The 18967-nt window shown below is 55.8% G+C and carries 15 protein-coding genes; 12 read left to right on the top strand and 3 right to left on the bottom strand.

The window, feature by feature from the left end:
• Positions 1-81 precede the first annotated feature (81 nt).
• The gene (locus EV680_RS03730) at positions 82-1212 is read left to right on the top strand and encodes a beta-ketoacyl-ACP synthase III (RefSeq protein WP_132953358.1); all 1131 of its coding nucleotides are present in this window, start codon (positions 82-84) and stop codon (positions 1210-1212) included.
• Between the two features lie 573 nt (positions 1213-1785).
• Here EV680_RS03730 and folE2 read toward each other — a convergent pair.
• Positions 1786-2559, bottom strand: coding sequence for a GTP cyclohydrolase FolE2 (gene folE2, locus EV680_RS03735; RefSeq protein ID WP_132953360.1), 774 nt, complete (start codon positions 2557-2559; stop codon positions 1786-1788).
• Positions 2560-2769: 210 nt separating this feature from the next.
• On the opposite strand from folE2, the gene EV680_RS03740 reads away from it, so the two are divergent.
• The 11 genes from EV680_RS03740 to EV680_RS03790 all read left to right on the top strand — a co-directional run bounded on the left by EV680_RS03740 (position 2770) and on the right by EV680_RS03790 (position 16719).
• The gene (locus EV680_RS03740) at positions 2770-3921 is read left to right on the top strand and encodes a trans-sulfuration enzyme family protein (RefSeq protein ID WP_132953362.1); all 1152 of its coding nucleotides are present in this window, start codon (positions 2770-2772) and stop codon (positions 3919-3921) included.
• Between the two features lie 440 nt (positions 3922-4361).
• Positions 4362-5396 (top strand): [citrate (pro-3S)-lyase] ligase, encoded by a 1035-nt coding sequence (citC, locus tag EV680_RS03745; protein ID WP_132953364.1) that lies wholly within the window; start codon positions 4362-4364, stop codon positions 5394-5396.
• The gene (citD, locus tag EV680_RS03750; RefSeq protein ID WP_132953366.1) at positions 5393-5686 is read left to right on the top strand and encodes a citrate lyase acyl carrier protein; all 294 of its coding nucleotides are present in this window, start codon (positions 5393-5395) and stop codon (positions 5684-5686) included. Before citC ends, citD begins: the two co-directional genes overlap by 4 nt.
• Entirely contained in the window at positions 5683-6561 is an 879-nt protein-coding gene (locus tag EV680_RS03755; protein WP_132953368.1) for an aldolase/citrate lyase family protein, read from the top strand. Before citD ends, EV680_RS03755 begins: the two co-directional genes overlap by 4 nt.
• Before the next feature lie 2 nt (positions 6562-6563).
• A complete protein-coding gene (gene citF / locus EV680_RS03760) occupies positions 6564-8087 on the top strand; it encodes a citrate lyase subunit alpha (protein WP_132953370.1) in 1524 nt (507 codons plus the stop codon).
• 2 nt (positions 8088-8089) lie between these two features.
• Positions 8090-9490, top strand: coding sequence for a citrate lyase holo-[acyl-carrier protein] synthase (gene citX, locus EV680_RS03765; RefSeq protein WP_132953372.1), 1401 nt, complete (start codon positions 8090-8092; stop codon positions 9488-9490).
• Entirely contained in the window at positions 9477-10955 is a 1479-nt protein-coding gene (locus tag EV680_RS03770; protein WP_132953374.1) for an anion permease, read from the top strand. The genes citX and EV680_RS03770 overlap by 14 nt, the downstream gene beginning before the upstream one ends.
• Positions 10956-11410: 455 nt before the next feature.
• Positions 11411-12691 carry an NAD(P)/FAD-dependent oxidoreductase gene (locus EV680_RS03775; RefSeq protein WP_132953376.1) on the top strand — a complete coding sequence of 427 codons (1281 nt, stop codon included), beginning with the start codon at positions 11411-11413 and terminating at the stop codon, positions 12689-12691.
• Positions 12692-13099: 408 nt separating this feature from the next.
• Entirely contained in the window at positions 13100-14434 is a 1335-nt protein-coding gene (locus EV680_RS03780; RefSeq protein ID WP_207894283.1) for a DUF2868 domain-containing protein, read from the top strand.
• Between the two features lie 61 nt (positions 14435-14495).
• The gene (locus EV680_RS03785; RefSeq protein WP_132953378.1) at positions 14496-15371 is read left to right on the top strand and encodes an EamA family transporter; all 876 of its coding nucleotides are present in this window, start codon (positions 14496-14498) and stop codon (positions 15369-15371) included.
• Between the two features lie 19 nt (positions 15372-15390).
• Positions 15391-16719: a GTPase/DUF3482 domain-containing protein gene (locus tag EV680_RS03790; RefSeq protein WP_132953380.1), complete on the top strand. Its 1329-nt coding sequence runs from the start codon at positions 15391-15393 to the stop codon at positions 16717-16719.
• A gap of 437 nt (positions 16720-17156) precedes the next feature.
• Here the strand turns inward: EV680_RS03790 and EV680_RS03795 are convergent, their stop codons facing one another.
• Together EV680_RS03795 and argC are read right to left on the bottom strand one after the other, a co-directional pair.
• Positions 17157-17651, bottom strand: coding sequence for a hypothetical protein (locus EV680_RS03795; protein WP_165870899.1), 495 nt, complete (start codon positions 17649-17651; stop codon positions 17157-17159).
• 196 nt (positions 17652-17847) lie between these two features.
• Entirely contained in the window at positions 17848-18891 is a 1044-nt protein-coding gene (gene argC / locus EV680_RS03800) for an N-acetyl-gamma-glutamyl-phosphate reductase (RefSeq protein ID WP_132953384.1), read from the bottom strand.
• Between the last annotated feature and the right edge of the window lie 76 nt (positions 18892-18967).

The following is an 18967-nucleotide window of genomic DNA, read 5'->3' on the forward strand; positions in this document are numbered from 1 at the left end:
TTTCAGACAGCCTCGAAAATCAAGCCGCCGTGTTATGATGCAGCCACAAAATTGTCACGCTATGGTCACAAAGGAATCGACATGACACAACATAAAGCCGTATTGAGCGGCAGCGGCCTTTTTACCCCGCCGTACGCCATCAGCAACGACGAGCTGGTGGGCACTTTCAACCGCTACGTTGCCGCGTTTAACGCCGAACATGCTGCCGAAATCGCCTCGGGCAGCATCGAAGCGCTGGCCGAATCGAGCAGCGAATTTATCGAAAAAGCCTCGGGCATCAAAAGCCGTTTTGTGCTTGATAAAGCCGGCATTCTCAACCCCGACATCATGCGGCCGCAATTTCCCCGCCGCAGCAACGAAGAATTATCATTGCAGGCCGAAATCGGCGTAGCCGCGGCGAAACAGGCGCTGGCTGCGGCCGGCGTGGCCGCGGCCGACATCGATATGGTGCTGGTGGCCAATTCCAATATGCAGCGCGCTTATCCGGCTGTGGCGGTGGAAATTCAAACTGCATTGGGCTGCGGCGGCTTTGCTTTCGATATGAACGTGGCCTGCTCATCGGCCACTTTCGCGCTGCAAACCGCCGCCGATGCGGTGAAAAGCGGCTCGGCCGCGCGCGTGTTGATTGTGAACGCCGAAATCTGCTCGGCGCACATGAATTTCCGCGACCGCGACAGCCACTTTATTTTCGGCGACGCGGCCACCGCCATGGTGGTGGTGCGCGATGATTTGGCCGCGCCGGGGCAGGGTTTTGAGATTGTGAGCACCAAATTGTGGACGCAGTTTTCCAACAATATCCGCAACAATTTCGGCTTTCTCAACCGCTGCGAAATCGACGGCGATCCAATGTCGGGTGATAAATTATTCGTGCAGCAGGGGCGAAAAGTGTTTAAAGAAGTGTGCCCGGCCGTGGGCGAACACATTGTGGCGCACCTGCTTGCGCAAGGCATCAGCGCGCAAAACGTGGCACGCTTCTGGCTGCACCAGGCCAACCGCACCATGAACGAATTAATCAGCCGCCGCGTGCTCGGCCGCGATGCCGGCGCGGAAGAAGCGCCGATTATTCTCGACCAATATGCCAACACCAGCTCCGCCGGCTCGGTGATTGCATTTCATCTGCATCATAGAGACATGGCCGCCGGCCAATTCGGCGTGTTGTCGAGCTTCGGCGCAGGTTATTCCATCGGCTCGGTGATTTTGCAGAAGCGTTGATAAACAGCAAAACAAAGGCCGTCTGAAAAAAGTTTCAGACGGCCTTTTTCAATATTCGGATAATCAAACTTTAAACGTTTGGCAGGTTAGGATGTGCAGCAGCGGGTTGTTGGATTGAAAGCTCAATAATACCAATCCAAAAAAATAACCTAACTTCGTTGTCTCGCCTTGCCGTACTATCTGTACTGTCTGCGGCTCGCCGCCTTGTTAGCTTACTTTTTTGAATTGGTATAAGCCCACAGGCCGTCTGAAACGTTGGGTTTGACAACCCAACCTACTCATTAATAGTGCGTAGTTCTGCATAATACCAATTCAAAAAAATAATATACAAACGGGCAGCCTGTAGGTCGGATTCTCGAATCCGACACTTGTTCTCAGAACAAGGCATGCACATCGCTTTGGCCGTTGGCCAAACGTCGGATTCAAGAATCCGACCTACGCAGATGATGCTGCCGAACTGCTTTTATTTTGTAAGGTTATTTTTTTGAATTGGTATAACTTCACTCTTGCATTCCACTAACAAAGGCCGTCTGAAAAGCTTTCAGACGGCCTTTGTTTTTCCCATCATCTTGCTTAAGGATAAGCAATATAGGCATAAGCCGAGTGGTTGTGGATGGATTCGAAATTTTCACTCTCCACCACAAAAGCGCGGATGCGTGCATCGCCGCGCAGCGCCACGGCCACATCGCGCACCATGTCTTCCACGAATTTCGGGTTTTCATAAGCCTGCTCGGTGACGAATTTTTCGTCGGGGCGTTTGAGCAAGCCGTAGAGCTGGCAGCTGGCCTGTTTTTCCACGCAGTCGATGATTTCTTCGATGCCCACTTCATCGCAGCAGGTGAGGGTAACGGTGACGTGCGAGCGCTGGTTGTGGGCGCCGTATTGCGAGATTTCTTTCGAGCAGGGGCACAGGCTGGTTACCGGGGTGAGCACTTTGAGGGTGCAGCTGTAGGCGCCTTCTTTGATTTCGCCGGTGAGCGTGACATCATAATCGAGCAGCGATTTGATGCCCGACACGGGCGCGGATTTTTGGCGGAAAAAGGGAAACGACACGCTGATTTTGCCCGAATGCGAATCGAGCAGCTGCACCATTTCTTCGGTGAGCGTTTTTAAGCGGCCGAAGCTCAATGGCTCGCTTTGCCGCTCCATCAGCGCCACAAAGCGCGACATATGGGTGCCTTTTTGGTCGGCAGGCAAAAACACCGTCATTGATAAGCGGCCGACGGTGTGCTGCGTGCCCTCGGCGCTCGTAATCGCGATGGGGAAGCGCAAATCTTTGATGCCGACCTGGTTAATCGGCATATTGCGTAAATCGGGGCTGGACTGCACGTCTGCAATGGCGTTCATGCGCTGAAGTATCCTTCAAGTAAAGCGGGCGAAGCCCTTATGTGTGTGCGGCGGCCAGAAAAACAAGAGGCCGTCTGAATGTGTGTGTGCGGCTTTCTAATGCAAGCCAAATGCGAGATTATATCACTTGCTCTATTCCCGGGGCATTGATTGTTTCAATTTTTCAGATAGTGGTAGAATGGATTGTCTTTTTCCTACAGGCAGCCCGCCATGAAATTCGCCACCGAAGCCATACACAGCAGCTATGATTGCGATGAACACAACCGCGCCATCATGCCGCCGATTTATCAAAACAGCATGTTTGCCATGCACGAAATCGGCGAGCAGATTCCCTATCGCTATTCGCGTGTTGCCAACCCCACCCGCAAAGTGCTGGAAGACACCATGGCCGCGCTCGAGCATGGCGCGGCAGGCTTTGCTTTTGCCAGCGGCATGGCGGGCATCGATGCGGTGTGGCGCACATTTCTGCGCCCGGGCGACACCATCGTGGCCGTGGCCGATATTTATGGCGGCGCTTATGATTTGCTCACTGAGGTGTATACCGCGTGGGGCGTTAACGTGGTGTTTACCGACCTCACCGAGCCGCGCCATCTCGATGCCGTTCTGGCGGCGCAAAAAGTGAAAATGCTGTGGCTGGAAACGCCGTCCAACCCGCTGTTGCGGCTGGTGGATATCGAAGCGCTGGCCGCCAAAGCTAAAGCCGCCGGCGCGCTGGTGGGCATAGACAACACCTTTGCCACGCCTTATCTGCAAAATCCGCTCGATATGGGCTGCGATATTGTGTTTCATTCGGCCACCAAATATTTGTGCGGCCATTCCGATGTGTTGATGGGCATTGTGGTGGTGAAAGAAGAAAAACCGGCAAGCCTGCTGCGCAGCATGATGGTGAACACCGGCGGCGTGGCGGGGCCGATGGATTGCGCTTTGGTGTTGCGCGGCATCAAAACCTTGGCCGTGCGCATGAAACAGCATCAGGAAAACGCGCTCGAGCTGGCGCGCCGCTTGGAAGCACATCCGGCGGTGGAAAAAGTGTTTTACCCCGGCTTGGCGAGCCACGAGCATCATGCGCTGGCGCAAAAGCAGATGCGCGGCTTCGGCGGCGTGGTGTCGGTGTATTTGAAAAACAACAGCAAAGCGGCCGCAAACAGCGTGATTAGAAACATGAAGCTCGTGAAAATGGCTGCCAGCTTGGGCGGCGTGGAAAGCCTCGTGAACCACAGCTTTTCGCAATCGCACAGCGGCATGTCGGCCGATGTGAAAGCCGGCTTGGGCATTCGCGAAGGCTTGCTGCGCTTTTCTGTGGGCATTGAAGATATTGAAGATATTTGGGCGGACATCGCCGCGGCGCTGGAGGCTGTCTGAAACCATTCAAATAAATAACTAAAAGGCCGTCTGAAAACCTTTCAGACGGCCTTTTGCACTTTCAGCAACAGCGTAGATTGGGTTGATAAACCCAAGGTTTCAGACGGCTTGTGGATTGGTTGGGTTTGCAACCAAGCTACCCGCCGTATCACTTTTTTATGCATTTCACTATAAATAAACTACAAGAAATAAACTACAAGGCCGTCTGAAAACCTTTCAGACGGCCTTTGCAAAATTTAAGCCCGTTGCGCCTGCACAGGCAGGCCTAATTTGGTATTTTTGTTACACGTTTCACACGCTGCCGTGCAGCAGGGTTGTTTTGTATCAAACTTTAATATCTTTTTAAGAAAAAAGCGCTTTTCCATAGTGGCCGCCACCTTGGTGGCGGCCTATAATTTATGCCAACTGTAATTTAATAACATGCATTATAGAGGCAGGCTATGGATTCTGAGCAGCATGAATTTGAAAGAATTTATGCCGATGATGCGGCCGGCGTGGCGGAAATCGTGGCTTTTTTGCACCGCAACGAGCTCAATATCGATGATTTTATCGAAGTATTTCTGGCAGCGCGCAATGCCGATGGCGCGATTATCGCCTGCGGCGGCGTGGCGCCGGGTGTAATCAAATGCGTGGCCATTGATGAAGAATACCGCGGCTGCGGCATGGCGCTTTCTTTGTCTTCCGCACTGATTCAATTGGCTGCCGAGCGCGGCTATCACCGTCTTTTCATTTATACCAAGCCCGAAAACGAGGCGCTTTTTTCCGGCTGCGGTTTTTATCCGATTGCCACGGTGCCCGAGCGGGTGGTGTTGCTGGAAAACAGCCCCGTGCGCCTCAAGCAATATCAGCAGCAGCTCTCCGCCCTGAAAAAGCCGGGTAAGCGTATCGGCTCGATTGTGCTCAACGCCAATCCGTTCACGCTCGGCCACCTTTATCTGATTGAAACGGCTTTGCAGCAATGCGATTGGCTGCATGTTTTCGTGGTGGGGGAAGACCGCTCGCAATTTTCCTATGCCGACCGGCTCGCGCTGGTGCGCGCCGGCACGGCCCATCTTTCCCGCCTCACCATTCACGAGGGCACGCCTTATATTATTTCGCGCGCCACTTTTCCCTGCTATTTCCTGAAGCTCGACGACATTATTTTCAAATGCCATATGGAATTGGATTTGACGATTTTCCGCCGTTATATCGCGCCGCCTTTGGGCATCACCCATCGCTTTGCTGGCAGCGAGCCTTACAGCGTAATCACCAATTATTACAACAAACAAATGCAGGTTTGGCTCGATTCACCCGAAATCGATGCGCCGCCCATCCAAATGGTGGAAATTCCCCGCAAGCAGTTTCAGGGCGGCTTTATTTCCGCCACCAAAGTGCGCGGCTTTTTGGCCGAAGGCGATTTTGCCGCCATCAAACATTATGTGCCCGAGTGCACTTATCAGTTTTTAATCAACCAATATGAAAAGGTGACCGCATGAGCGCCATCACGAAAGAGAGCGTGGCCGGCACACTGGAATCCAGTGATGCCATGGTTTACGCCAGCCCCAATCCCGGCGGCGGCCGGCTAATCAGCATCAACAGCAGCGTCGGCCAGCAATTTGCCCCGCAAATCAAAGCCAGCGCCGAGGCCGTGTTAAACCGCTTGAATATTGAAGACGTGGCCTTGCAAATCGAAGACAAAGGTGCGCTCGACTGCGTGTTGCAGGCGCGTGTGAAAGCCGCTTTGCTGCGCGCGGGTGCAAAAGCCGGCTGGGAGGATTTGCTATGAAGCTGCGCCGCTCTATGTTGTTTGTGCCCGGTGCCAATGCCGCCATGGTGAGCACTTCGTTTATTTATCAGCCCGACACCATTATGTTTGACCTGGAAGACTCGGTGGCTTTGTCGGAAAAAGACAGCGCCCGCATGCTGGTGGCACATGCTTTGCAACACCCGCTTTACCGCGAAATGGAAACGCTGGTGCGCGTCAACCCGCTTACTTCCGAATACGGCTTGGCAGATTTAAATGCCGCCGTGCGTGCCGGTGCAAGCGGCATCCGCCTGCCCAAAACCGATGGCGCACAAGACATCACCGATATGGAAACCGAAATCGAGCGCATCGAGCGCGATTGCGGCCGTGAAGTGGGCAGCACGCTGATGCTGGCGGCGATTGAGTCACCGCAGGGCATTTTGGCGGCCAACGAAATCGCCCAAGCATCCAAGCGCTTAATCGGCATTGCCCTGGGCGCAGAAGATTATGTGCGCGCCATGAAAACCGAGCGCTCGCCCGAGGGCATCGAATTGCTGTTTGCCCGCTCCACCATTTTGCACGCCGCGCGGGCCAACGGCTTGATGGCGTTTGACACGGTTTATTCCGATGCGCGCAACGAAGAAGGCTTTTTGCGCGAAGCCGCTTTAATCAAACAGATGGGTTTCGATGGCAAATCGCTGATTAATCCGGCGCAAATCGCGCTGATTCACAACCTGTTTGCCCCCACGCAAAAAGAAGTCGATTACGCCGAAAAAGTGATTAAAGCCGCAGAAGATGCCGCCAAAGCAGGCTTCGGCGTGGTGTCGCTCAACGGCAAAATGGTCGACACCCCGATTATCGAGCGCTCGCGCTTAATTGTGCAGCGTGCGCAAACTTCCGGCATACGCGAGGAATAATCATGAGCAAAAGCAGAGAACAACGCGTTGCCGAAAGCATCGCTCAGAGCAACCGCCGCAGCTTTGAGCCGGTGGTGAAAAAAGTGCAGTTGTCTAACGAATATCTGGCGCGCAAAGTGTGCCCCGATATCGAAGCGGCCGTGCGCGCCTGCAATCTTTCAGACGGCATGACGGTTTCTTTCCACCATGCCTACCGCGGCGGTGATTTTATTTTGAATCAGGTGATGGATGTGCTCGCCGATATGGGTTTTCGCAACCTCACCGTGGCCGCCAGCTCGCTTTCCGGCTGCCACGATCCCTTAATCGGCCACATTCAAAACGGTGTGGTGCGCAAAATCTACACCTCCGGCCTGCGCGGCAAGCTGGGTGAATTTATTTCACAAGGGCATATGCAGGAGCCGGTGGAAATCCATTCGCATGGCGGCCGCGTGCAGCTGATGCAAAGTGGCGAGCTGATTCCGGATGTGGCGTTTTTGGCAGTGGCCAGCTGCGACACCTTCGGCAACGCCAGCGGCAGCCTCGGCAAAAATATCTGCGGCTCGCTGGGCTATGCCAAGGCCGATGCGCAATTCGCCCGCCAAGTGGTGCTGATCACCGAAGCCATCGAGCCTTATCCGCACAACCCCGCGAGCATTCATCAAGACCAAGTAGACTTTATCGTGAAAGTGGATGAAGTGGGTGACTCAAGCAAAATCGGCGCCGGCTCCACCCGCATGACCACCAATCCGCGCGAATTGCTGATTGCGCGCCGTGCCGCTGATGTGATTGATAAATCGGGCTATTTCAACCACGGCTTTTCGCTGCAAACCGGCTCGGGCGGCGCTTCGCTGGCGGTGGCGCGTTTTTTGGAAGACAAAATGCGCCGCCAAAATATCCGCGCTTCGTTTGCGCTGGGCGGCATCACCGCCAGCATGGTGGATCTGCATGAAAAAGGCTTGATCGACAAATTAATCGATGTGCAAAGCTTCGACAGCGCCGCTGCCGCTTCGCTGGCACGCAACCCCAATCACATCGAAGTGAGCGCCAACCAATATGCCAACTTCGGCTCCAAAGGCGCTTCGGTGGAGCGGCTGGACGTAGTGGTGTTGAGCGCGCTGGAAATCGACACCAAATTCAATGTGAACGTAATCACCGGTTCAGACGGCATCATTCGCGGCGCGTCAGGCGGCCACAGCGACACCGCCGCCCATGCGCGGCTGGCGATTATCGTGGCGCCCTTGGTGCGCGGGCGCATTCCCACCGTGGTGAAAGATGTGCTCACCACCGTTACCCCCGGCGAGCACATCGATATTTTGGTGACCGACCACGGCATCGCCGTGAACCCGAAGCGCCCCAAGCTGGCCGAGCGCCTGCATGAAGCCGGCATCGACACCGTGCGCATCGAAGATTTGTATCAACGCGCGGTGATGCTCACCGGCCGGCCCGACGCCATCCGCTTCACCGATCGGCCCGTGGCGGTGATCCGCTATCGCGACGGCAGCGTGATTGATGCGGTTTATCAAATTGCGGCCGACACGGAAGGCTGAGCATGTATTTAGCGCCCGATTTTCCCGTGATGGCCGGTGGCGCGGCGGCCTTGGATGACGTGCTGGCGGCGCGTGATGCGCGGCAGGCGGCGCAACAGGCGCTCTTGGCCGCCGGCGCAAACTGCGTGGTGAGCTTCAGCGTGCTCGCGCCGGGCGCGGTGAAGCGCAGCCCTTTTTTGGATGAAGTGTTTGATATTGGAAAAGGCCGTCTGAAACACGAATTAGGCCGTCTGAACATTTCTACTCATGCCGAGCGGCTGCTCAATCATGCCGGCGGCCAAAGCCTGCTACTGGCGGCAGACGGTGCGGCCGATGCGTTGAAAGCAGCGCTTATCGGGCTGGAGCAGAGCCACCCGCTCGGGCGCTTGTGGGATATTGATGTGATTGATGGCAGCGGCAAACCTTTATCGCGCCCGCAATCCGGCCTGCCGCCGCGCGCTTGTTTGTGCTGCGATGCGCCGGCAAAAGAATGCGCCCGTGTGCGCCGCCACAGCATGGCTCAATTGCACGAGGCCATGCAGCAACATTATCGCGTTTATCTCAACATGGCCGCGCTGGGCGGGGGCATGCGCGATGCGCTGGTTGCCGAAGCCGAGCTCACGCCCAAGCCCGGGCTGGTGGATGCCGATAACCAAGGGCCGCACCCCGATATGACGCTGCCGATGTTCCGCCAAAGCGCTGCGGCGCTGGCTCCTTTTTTGGCCGAATGCGCGTTTGGCGGCAGCCGTTTTGCGCATGAAGCGCCGGGCTCTGCCATGCTGGCCGCCATCCGCCCGATCGGGCTGGCGGCGGAAGAGGCGATGTATGCCGCCACCGGCAAGGTCAACACCCATAAAGGCGCTTTATTTGCCTTCGGCATTGCGGCGGCGGCGCTGGGGCGGCGCATAGCGCGGCAGGAGCAGGGCGATTGGCCGGCTTTGTCGGCCGACATCCGCGCGATTTGTGCCGGCCTTGAGCCGGAATTGGGGCGGGGCAACACCGCCGGCGCACGCTTTTACCGCCAACACGGCCTGCCCGGTGCGCGCGGCGAAGCGCTTTCGGGCTTTGCCACGCTTACCGATTTTGCTCTGCCGGCCTATCAACAAGCGTTTGCCGCCACGGCAAATCGCACGCATGCCTTGCGTTATGTGTTTCTCACCTTGCTGGCGCACAACGGCGACACCAATGTGGTGAAGCGCGGCGGCATCGAAGCGCTCGATTGGCTACAAGGCCGCGCGCGCCATATCTTGGCCGACCCGGCCGCGCTCCGGCAGCCTGAAGCGCTTTATGCCGCATTGAAAACGCTGGATGCGCAATGCACCGAAAAAAACCTCAGCACAGGTGGCAGCGCCGATTTATTGGCCTTAACCATCTGGCTCACCGAATACCCCAACCTTTTAGGAACTTTTTATGAACCAACCTGATAGCGGGCTTGCCGCCCCATCGTTCAACTGGAAAAAGCATTGGAAACAAATTGTTTTTTTCGCCATTCCGATTCTGATTTTTTATTGCCCGCCGCCTGAAGGCTTATCGTTGGTGGCTTGGCGCTTGTTTGGCTGGTATGTGGCCGCCATTTTCGGCTTGGTGGCCAAGCCTTGGTCGATGCCGGTGGTGTTGCTCGCGGCGGTAACCGGCTCGGCGATTGCCGTGGGGTTCACGCCCAACGAGCAAGGGCTGGACATGAAAAACGTGCTCTCCGGCTATGCCTCCACCACCACTTGGCTCGTGTTTACCGCTTTTGCGCTGAGCACCGCTTTTGTGGTGACCGGCCTCGGGCGGCGCATTGCTTATCTGATGATACGCAGTTTCGGCAGCACCACATTGCGCCTGGGCTACATCAACACCGTTCTTGATTTGCTGATTTCTCCGGGCATGCCCTCGGTTACGGCGCGCGGCGGCGGCATTATGATGCCGATTATGAACAGCGTGGCCGGCGCCATCGGCTCCGACCCGGAAAAAAGCCCCAAGCGCGGCGGCCTTTTTCTGCTGCTCAACACTTATTTCACCGTGAAAAACACCGGCTATATTTTTCTCACCGCCATGGCGCCCAATGCGCTGGCGCTCAGCCTGATTCTGCCGATTCTGCATGTGGAAGTGAGCTGGATGCAGTGGTTTCTCGCCGCTTCCGTGCCCGGCCTGCTGATGACTTTCCTCACGCCGCTGGTGCTTTATTTGATGTATAAGCCGGAAGTGACCAAAGTGGATCGGGAAGAAATCGCCGTGAAAGGCTTGCAGGAAATGGGGCCGATGAAACGCAGCGAAAAATGGCTGCTGGCGATTTTCATCTGCGCGCTCTTGGGCTGGATTACCGGCGATTTTACCGGCATTGATGCGGCGGCAGTGGCGCTGGCGGCGATGGTGGGCTGCATTATTGTGAGTGTGATTAATTGGGATCACATTCTGCAAAACAAAGGCGGCTGGAACACCTTGATTTGGTATGGCGGCATTATCGGTTTGTCTTCTGCGCTCTCCAAAGCCGATTTCTTCAAATGGATGGCGGGCGTGTTTTCCGATGTGCTCGGCGGCGGCCAATTGCAGGGCGGCTACGGCATGCTGGTGTTGATTCTTTTCATCAGCGTGGTGATTCGCTATTGCTTCGCCTCGGGCGGCGCTTATATTGCGGCGATGATGCCCGTGTTTGCCACCATAGGCGCGGTGACGCATGTCGATCCGGTGCTGCTCACCTTCGGCCTGCTTTTCTCCAACGCTTATGGCGGCATGCTCACCCATTATGGCTCGGGCCCTGCACCGATTATTTTCGGCACGGGCTATGCCACCACCAAACAATGGTGGACGGCAGGCGCGGTAATCGGCTTCGGCTCGCTGGCCGTGCATGCCACTTTGGGCGTGTTGTGGTGGGAATTGCTGCACAGCATGGGGCTGGTTTAATAGCGTCATAAACGAAAGGCCGTCTGATACCCATTCAAAAAAGTAAGCTAACAAGGCGGCGAGCCGCAGACAGTACAGATAGTACGGCAAGGCGAGACAACGAAGTTAGGTTATTTTTTTGGATTGGTATGAAAAGCTTTCAGACGGCCTTTCGCTTATTTATGAAAATTAATTACATCTGAAAACGCTTTCCGCTAAAATCAGCCGATTAAGATATAGTGAAATCAAAGAAAAACGGATACAAAACACACAAATCCCAAATCGTGTGCAGAGTGTGCGCAGCCACGCACGCGGTTTAAACGGCTTTTGTTTGTATGGCTTTCTACATGCGCCTGTATCAGTTTTATGCAGTTCGCTATAAATGATTGATTCATGAAATCACAAGATAAATATTGAAAACCGAGTCTTGCTTTCCAATATTTATTTTTTAACACACATCCGAAAGGCAGCGCATCATGCATTACAACACCGTTATCGTGGGCGGCGGCGCAGGCGGGCTGGAGCTGGCTTCCAAGCTCGGGCGTGCGCTCGGCCGCCGCGAGGGCCCTGAAAAAATCCTGCTGATCGACCGCTCAACCTTCCACATTTGGAAGCCCACGCTGCACGAAGTGGCCACCGGCACGCTCAACCCGCAGCAGGAAGGCTTGTCCTATAGCATACTCGGCCGCGCCAACAGCTTCAGCTTTATGGTGGGCGAATTGATTCAATTTCAGCCCGAAGCCAAACGGCTCACGCTCAAAGAAGTGCATCAGAGCGATGGAGTGCAGATTATTCCCGAGCGCGAAATCACTTTTGAGCGCTGCGTGTTGGCCATCGGCAGCGGCTCCAACTTTTTCGGCACCCCCGGCAGCGAATATGCTTATGTGTTGGAAAACGCGCAAGATGCGCAAGCTTTCCACAGCCATTTGCTCAACCTGTTTGCCAAAGCCGCGTATTCGCCCGACAAACAATTAAACGTGGCGATTGTGGGCGCAGGCGCCACCGGTGTGGAGCTTTCCGCCGAAATGATGGAGGCTTATCACGAAATCCACAGCACCAGCGGCTCGGCGCAGCATTTCCAAATCCACATCACCCTGATTGAAGCCGCGCCGCGCATTTTGGCCGGCTTGCCCGAAAAGGTGTCGGTGCAGGCCACCCGCGCTTTGCGGGAAAAGCACATCCGCGTGATGACCGACACCAAAGTATTGTCGATCCACCCCGATAAAGTAGAAACAGATCAGGGCGAAATCGCCGCCGATGTGATTGTGTGGGCGGCCGGCATCAAAGCGGCCGAGCGCAACCGCGAATACGGCCTGCCAGTAAACCGCATCAATCAGTTTGAAGTAAACAACCGGCTCGAAACCCCGGCAAAAGGCGTATATGCGCTGGGCGATTGCGCGGCTTGCCCGTGGGAAGAGGGCAGATTCGTGCCCGCCCGTGCACAGGCGGCGCACCAGCAGGCGGATTATTTGTGCAAAGCGTTTTTAGCAGAAAGCAAAGGCCGGCCGTTTGATCAAACTTTTCACTATAAAGATTCCGGCTCGCTGGTGTCGCTGGGCAACAACCACGGCGTGGGTAATCTGATGGGCAGCCTCTCGGGCGGCAATTTCTTTATCGAAGGGCTGATTGCCAAATATATGTATATGTCGCTGCACCTGATGCACCACAAAGCCATCATCGGCTACCGCAAAACCGCCTTACTGGCGCTGGCGCGCATGGCGCAAAACCGCGTGTCGGGGCGCTTGAAGCTGCATTGATGCGGCGGAACCGGCAGGCCGTCTGAAAGCGTTCAGACGGCCTTTGGCAAATCTAAAACCGCCGTTCTGGCGCAGCTATGAGCAGTAGGTCGGATTCTCGAATCCGACGCTTGTTCGCAGAACAAGATTCTCTAGGCTGCGGCAAATGTCGGATACCCGTATCTGAATCTACAACTGAAACTGCTGTCGTCACCGAAACCCAATCCCGCTCTCTGAGCGAGCATGAAGGGGCGGAATAGACAGACTGTGTGGCAAGCCTGCCTTGCCGCCAATATCTGCATAATAACGTTGCATAGCCATGCCCACGTTTCACCCGCATCCTGCACCGCGCCGGCAAAATGCCGTCTGAAAAGCGCGCTGTGTTAAAATCGGCAGATTCTTTTTTCAGACGGCCTGTTGATTTTCATGATGCTCAACCCGCACCGCCAACTCACCGAGCTTGTGCGCCTCTTGCAGGAGCGCGGCTATATTTTTGCGGCCGACCCGCAGCCGATCACCGAAGCGCTGCGCCACGCACCGGGCAGCGCGGAAACGCGCCTCAACCGCCGTGCCGAAATGATAGACAGCGACGGCAGGCTGCACGATGCGCTCGAGCGCGTGCGCCATTTCTTTGGCTGGCTTTTGCTGGCCGCCACCGTGTTTTGGCTGGTGCTCGGCTTTTCCGGCACTTTTACGCTGATGCAGCAATCGGGGCTGAATTTCTTTTTCGTGCTCGCCAGCGTGCTCGGCGTGCACACGCTGATGCTGCTGGCCTGGCTCGCTTTTATGCTTCTGCGCATCAAGCCGGGCGGCTTTTTGGGCAACCCGGGCTGGTGGATACGCGGCAAAGATCCGGTGAACCAAGCCATTTTGCGGCTTTATGGCGATGAGTGGCGAAAGCCGGCCATGCGCTGGGCAATCAGCCAAACCAGCCACCGTTTGTGGCTGGCCGCGCTGGCGGGCATGCTCGCCGCCGTGGTGTTGCTGCTGCTGGTGCGCCAATACACCTTTAATTGGGAAAGCACCTTGCTTGGCGACCACACTTTTGTGGCGCTGGTGCAGGCGCTCTCGTGGCTGCCGGCCAAGCTCGGCTTTCCCGTGCCCGATGCCGATGCCGTGTTGGGCAGCCGCATGAGCGCCGACATTGCCGCTTCGCGCCAGTGGGGCGGCCTTTTGATCGGCAGCATTCTGTGCTACGGCCTGCTGCCGCGTTTGGCCGCCTGGCTGGTGTGCAAAATTTTGGCCGGCCGCGCCCAAAGCCCGTTGCCGCTGGATAATCCTTACTATCAGCAGATTATCCAGCAATGGCAAACGCGCGTGGTGGATGCCGATGATTATTCGGAAAGTATTGCCGTGGCGGCGCCGAAAATCCATTTGAGCGAGAGCCTGCCCAAATGGGCGCTGATGCTGGAGGGCGAATGGCCGGATCAATCGTGGCACCGGCATGTTCTCGGGCAACCGTGGTTGGATAAAGGCACGGCCGACAGCCGCGATGCCGTGGCTGCATTAAAGCAGGATTTGGCACAGCAGCCGGCGCAATTGCTGCTGGGCGTGCGTGCTGCGCAAGTGCCCGACCGCGGCGTGTTGCGCCAAATTGCCGGTTTGGCCGAAGCGGCAGAGGGCGGGGCGGTGGTGCAATTGCTGGTAGACAAAAATGCCGCTTCAGACGGCCTAGAAGATTATCTGCAACAATGGCACGAAGCCTTGAGCGCGCGCGGCCTGGCCTGGCTCGACCCGCCGCGCATCAGCCAGCAAATGCGGTAGCGTGGCGCCTAAAGTTCAGACGGCCTGATTATGTGAATCATTCAGTAGGAAACATCAAAACATGACACCGAAAGACAGCCTGCTGGCCGCCATGGTGATTACCATCTGGGGCGTGAATTTCATGTTCCTCAAGTTTGTGCTGCAAGACCTCTCTCCTATGGTGTTGGGGATGCTGCGTTTTGCGCTGGTTGTGTTTCCCGCACTTTTGTGGCTGAAACGGCCGCCGGTGGCGTGGCGTTGGCTGGTGCTTTACGGCATCACCATCAGTTTCGGCCAATTCGGGCTGATGTTTGCCGCGCTTTCATTAGGGCTGCCAACCGGGCTGACTGCCTTGATTTTGCAGGCGCAAGTATTCATCACCGTGGCCTTGGCCGCCTTGTTGTGGCGCGAGCCAATACGCGCCAACCATTTGCTCGGCATGTTGACGGCGGCGGCAGGTTTGCTGCTGATCGGTATCGGTCAGCAGCAGGGCAGCGTGCCGATGGCGGCCTTGTGGGCAATATTGGGGGCGGCGGTGTCGTGGGCTTTGGGCAATATCGTGGTCAAATACATCGGCAAGGTCAATGCCTTGTCGCTGGTGGTTTGGGGCAATATTTCCTCGCTGCTGCTGTTTGCGCTGGCATCGTTTGCGCTTTACGGCGGCGGGGGTGTGTGGCAGCAAATCAGCGGCCTGAGCCTGCGCGGTTTGTTTGGCGTATTGTTTGTGGCTTATGCGGCAAGCCTGATCGGTTATGCTGCGTGGGGCAGCCTGTTGTCGCGTTATCCTGCCGGTAAAATCACCCCGCTGTCTTTGCTGGTTCCTGTGGTGGCGCTGCTGGTGGCGTGGGCGCTGTTAAACGAATACCTCAATATCTGGCACTGGCTGGGCGTGGTGTTGGTGATGGCGGCGCTGCTGATACATGTGTTTGGCGGTAAAATCGCTTTCAAACGGGCTTGACGCTGAAAAAAGGACATCCATGAAACCGCTTTCCCTGGCCGTGGTCGGCCACACCAACACCGGCAAAACCTCGCTGATGCGCACCCTTTTGCGCGACAGCCGTTTTGGTGAAGTGAAAAATGCTGCCGCCACCACCCGCCATGTGGAAGAAGCGGCCATTAACGACGGCAGCCAAACACTGGTGTATCTCTACGACACCCCCGGCTTGGAAGATGCCGGCGGCGTGCTCGACTGGCTCGAAGCCAACACGTCAGCGCGTTCAGACGGCATCGAGCGCTTGCAGCAATTTCTCGCCAGCCCCGCCGCCGAGGGCGATTTCAACCAAGAAGCCAAGGTGTTGCGCCAGCTGCTGCAAAGCGATATGGCGCTTTACGTGGTGGACGCGCGCGAGCCGGTGCTCAATAAATATAAAGACGAGCTCACCGTGCTTTCGTGGTGCGCCAAGCCGGTGATGCCCGTGTTTAACTTTATCGGCGGCCGCGATTTGGCCGAATGGGGCAACATGCTGGCGCGGCGCACCCTGCATGTGTATAGCGGTTTCGACACCGTGGCTTTCGATTTCGAAGGCGAAATCCGCCTGTGGGAAAACCTGGCCACCATGCTGCCCGAGCGCAATATTATCGACCGCCTAATCGCCATGCGCCGGCGCGAATGGCAAAAAATTGCTGCCGATTCCCGCCGCGATATTGCCGATTTCCTGCTCGATGTGGCCGCCTACAAGCAAGAAATCGATGCCGATGGCAATCCCGAGCCGGTGCTGCACACCATGCAAGAGGCCGTGCGCCAGCTCGAGCGCCGGCTTCAGCAGCAATTGTTCCAACACTACCGCTTCTACCACAGCGAAATCGACAGCGGCCAATGGGCGCTCAAAGCCTTCCGGCAAGATCCGTTTGATGGCGAATTGCTGAAAGAATACGGCATCCGCACCACCACCGGTGCGGCCACCGGCGCTTTAATCGGCTTGGGTGTAGACATGGTTACGTTGGGCGGCTCGCTCGGGCTGGGAACCGCCATCGGCGGCGTGCTCGGCGGCGTGTTGCCCAATATGCAGACCATCAGCGACAAGCTGGCCGGCAAACACACCCTGCATATCGACCCCGAAACCCTCACCCTTTTGGCCGCCCGCGCGCTCGATTTGCTCGCCGCCCTGCAAACACGCGGCCACGCCGCCCAAGCCGACATTCAGATGCACAGCGGCAAAGCCCCGTGGCCCGCAGCCAAATTGCCCGCCGAATTAAACAAAGCGCGCAGCCAGCCCAAATGGTCTTCCCTCAACACCCGCGAGCCCGAGCAAAGCCGCCGCGATCGCGCCGAAGCCGCCGCCGCGCTGGCGGCGCGTTTGGGCTGAACCGGCTGGCCTGATTTTGGCTAAAACGCCCAGGCAGAAGCAGGGCGGCAATGAATGCCCCGCAAATTCCGCCCGCCTGATTTGCACCGCTGCGCTTTAAGCAGGTGCTGAAACGAAAAAAACCGAACAAAAAATCTAATTTTCATGTTGTTTTTTTGTTGTTTTGAGCACAAATCAAACAAAAAAAGCACAGCAGGTGTTGACGCAAATAAAACATCAGCGCAAAATGGCACCCATCAAGACGCCGATGCGGCTTGATATTTCTCCTCTATTTCTCCTTTGTAGACTTGGCGCATATCTTGTGGATATGCGCATTTTTTTATGCATTCCACTATATCTGTACTGTCTGCTTGTACTGTCGCAGGCTCGCCGCCTTGTTAGCTTACTTTTTTGAATTGGTATCACACATTTCCGAAAATAATCAATTCTCTATAAAATCAAACTATTTGATGATTTTCGTGTTGATGGCGGCTACCTGTCTGAGAAGTGAAGCGGTGCTTCAGGTCGGGTTCCTTGCCTGCGCAGGAGTGACGGAAAGGAGGTTTTGCAAAGGTTTCAGGCCGTCTGAAAAGAAAAGTTTCAGACGGCCTTTTCATGCGGATATTAGCGGTTTGCGAAAATGCGGTTTGCAGTGCATGCTCGGATTTTGGTTTGATATAAAATATTATTTTTACGCCAAGTAAGCGATTTATTTGGATTTTTGAAATTAAACTACAAAATAAATGGTTAAATACACATTGAGAAGAAATAAAATGCAAAAAATATTTGACGGCTGCAGCTCTGTTTGGCATAATGCATTTCATTAGCTGGTTTGAACAACCGGTTAGTAGTTTCTCCTCTATTTCTCCTTTGTAGACTTGACACACATTCTTGCGGATGTGTGTATTTTTTTTGCCTGGAAATCCTGTGTGGCAGGCCAAACCAAGCATCATATAGAATATAAAAAGCCTAAACTGCCTGCGTTGTTGCCTTGTTTTGATTTTAGTGCTGTCGTGTTTTCATAGGGCAAAGCCGCCTTGAAAGCATTCGGAAAAGGTTTTCCGGGTGTTTTCAGGGCGGCTTTTATTTGGTTTTGCGGTTGGCTTGCCGATTTTTCTGTTGTTTCACTACATCGAAATGTCAGGACGCCTATGGCAACAGTGGCGCGCCTTGCAAGCCTGCGCTTTCGTTGAAGCCAAACATAATGTTCATATTTTGAATGGCCTGGCCGGCGGCGCCTTTCACCAGATTGTCGATAACCGACAAGGCAATCCACACATCGCTTTGCGGCGCTTTTTGAATGCTGATGCGGCAGATATTGCCGCCGCGCACGCTGCGGGTTTCCGGCGTGCTGCCCTCGGGCATCACATCGACAAACGGGCTGTTGCGGTAAAAATCGCTCAGCAGCGCGTGCGGATTTGCACCGTCTTGCAGATGCAGATATTGGGTGGCGTGCATGCCGCGGATAAGCGGGGTGAGGTGGGGCACAAACACCAAGCCTTCAGCCGCTTCGGCTTGCAGGCTGCGGATGGTTTGCTTGATTTCGGGCAGGTGGCGGTGGCCGCCCACGCCATAGGCTTTGAAATTGTCGCCCGCTTCGCAAAATAAAGTGCTTACGCTGGCTTTGCGCCCTGCGCCGGACACGCCGGATTTGCAGTCGGCAATCAGCGGCAGGCCGGCTTTGAGCAGGCTTTGTTGCAACAGCGGCAGCAAGGGCAGCGATACGCAGGTGGGATAGCAGCCGGGGTTGGCAATCAGGCGGGCGCTTTTGATTTGCTCACGGTTGAGCTCACACAAGCCATACACCGCTTCTTTCAGCGCTTCGGCTGCGGTGAAAGGCATGCCGTACCATTTTTCCCAAGTGGGGATGTCTTGAATGCGAAAGTCGGCCGATAAATCCACCACCCGCACGCCTTGGGCGATCAGGCCGGGCGCATCGCGCATGGCCACGCCGTGGGGTGTGGCGAAAAACACCAAATCGCATTGCGCCAAATCTGCTTCTTCCGGCGTTTGGAAAACGAGGTCATACACGCCGCGCAGGCTGGGAAAATAATCGGCCACCGGCATACCCGCTTCGCTGCGGCTGGTTACGGCCGTTACTTGGGCGTGCGGGTGTGTGGACAGCAGGCGCAATAATTCCACACCGGTGTAACCGGTGGCGCCGACGATGCCGATTTTAATCTGGGTGTTCATGCGGAAGGCTCCTTGATGGATATGGATTTGGCTCGCAGCGGTTAAGCGGTGCGGATGAAGAGAAACGGGCTTTATG

The sequence above is a fragment of the Uruburuella suis genome (assembly GCF_004341385.1).
GTDB classification, from domain to species: Bacteria; Pseudomonadota; Gammaproteobacteria; order Burkholderiales; family Neisseriaceae; genus Neisseria; species Neisseria suis.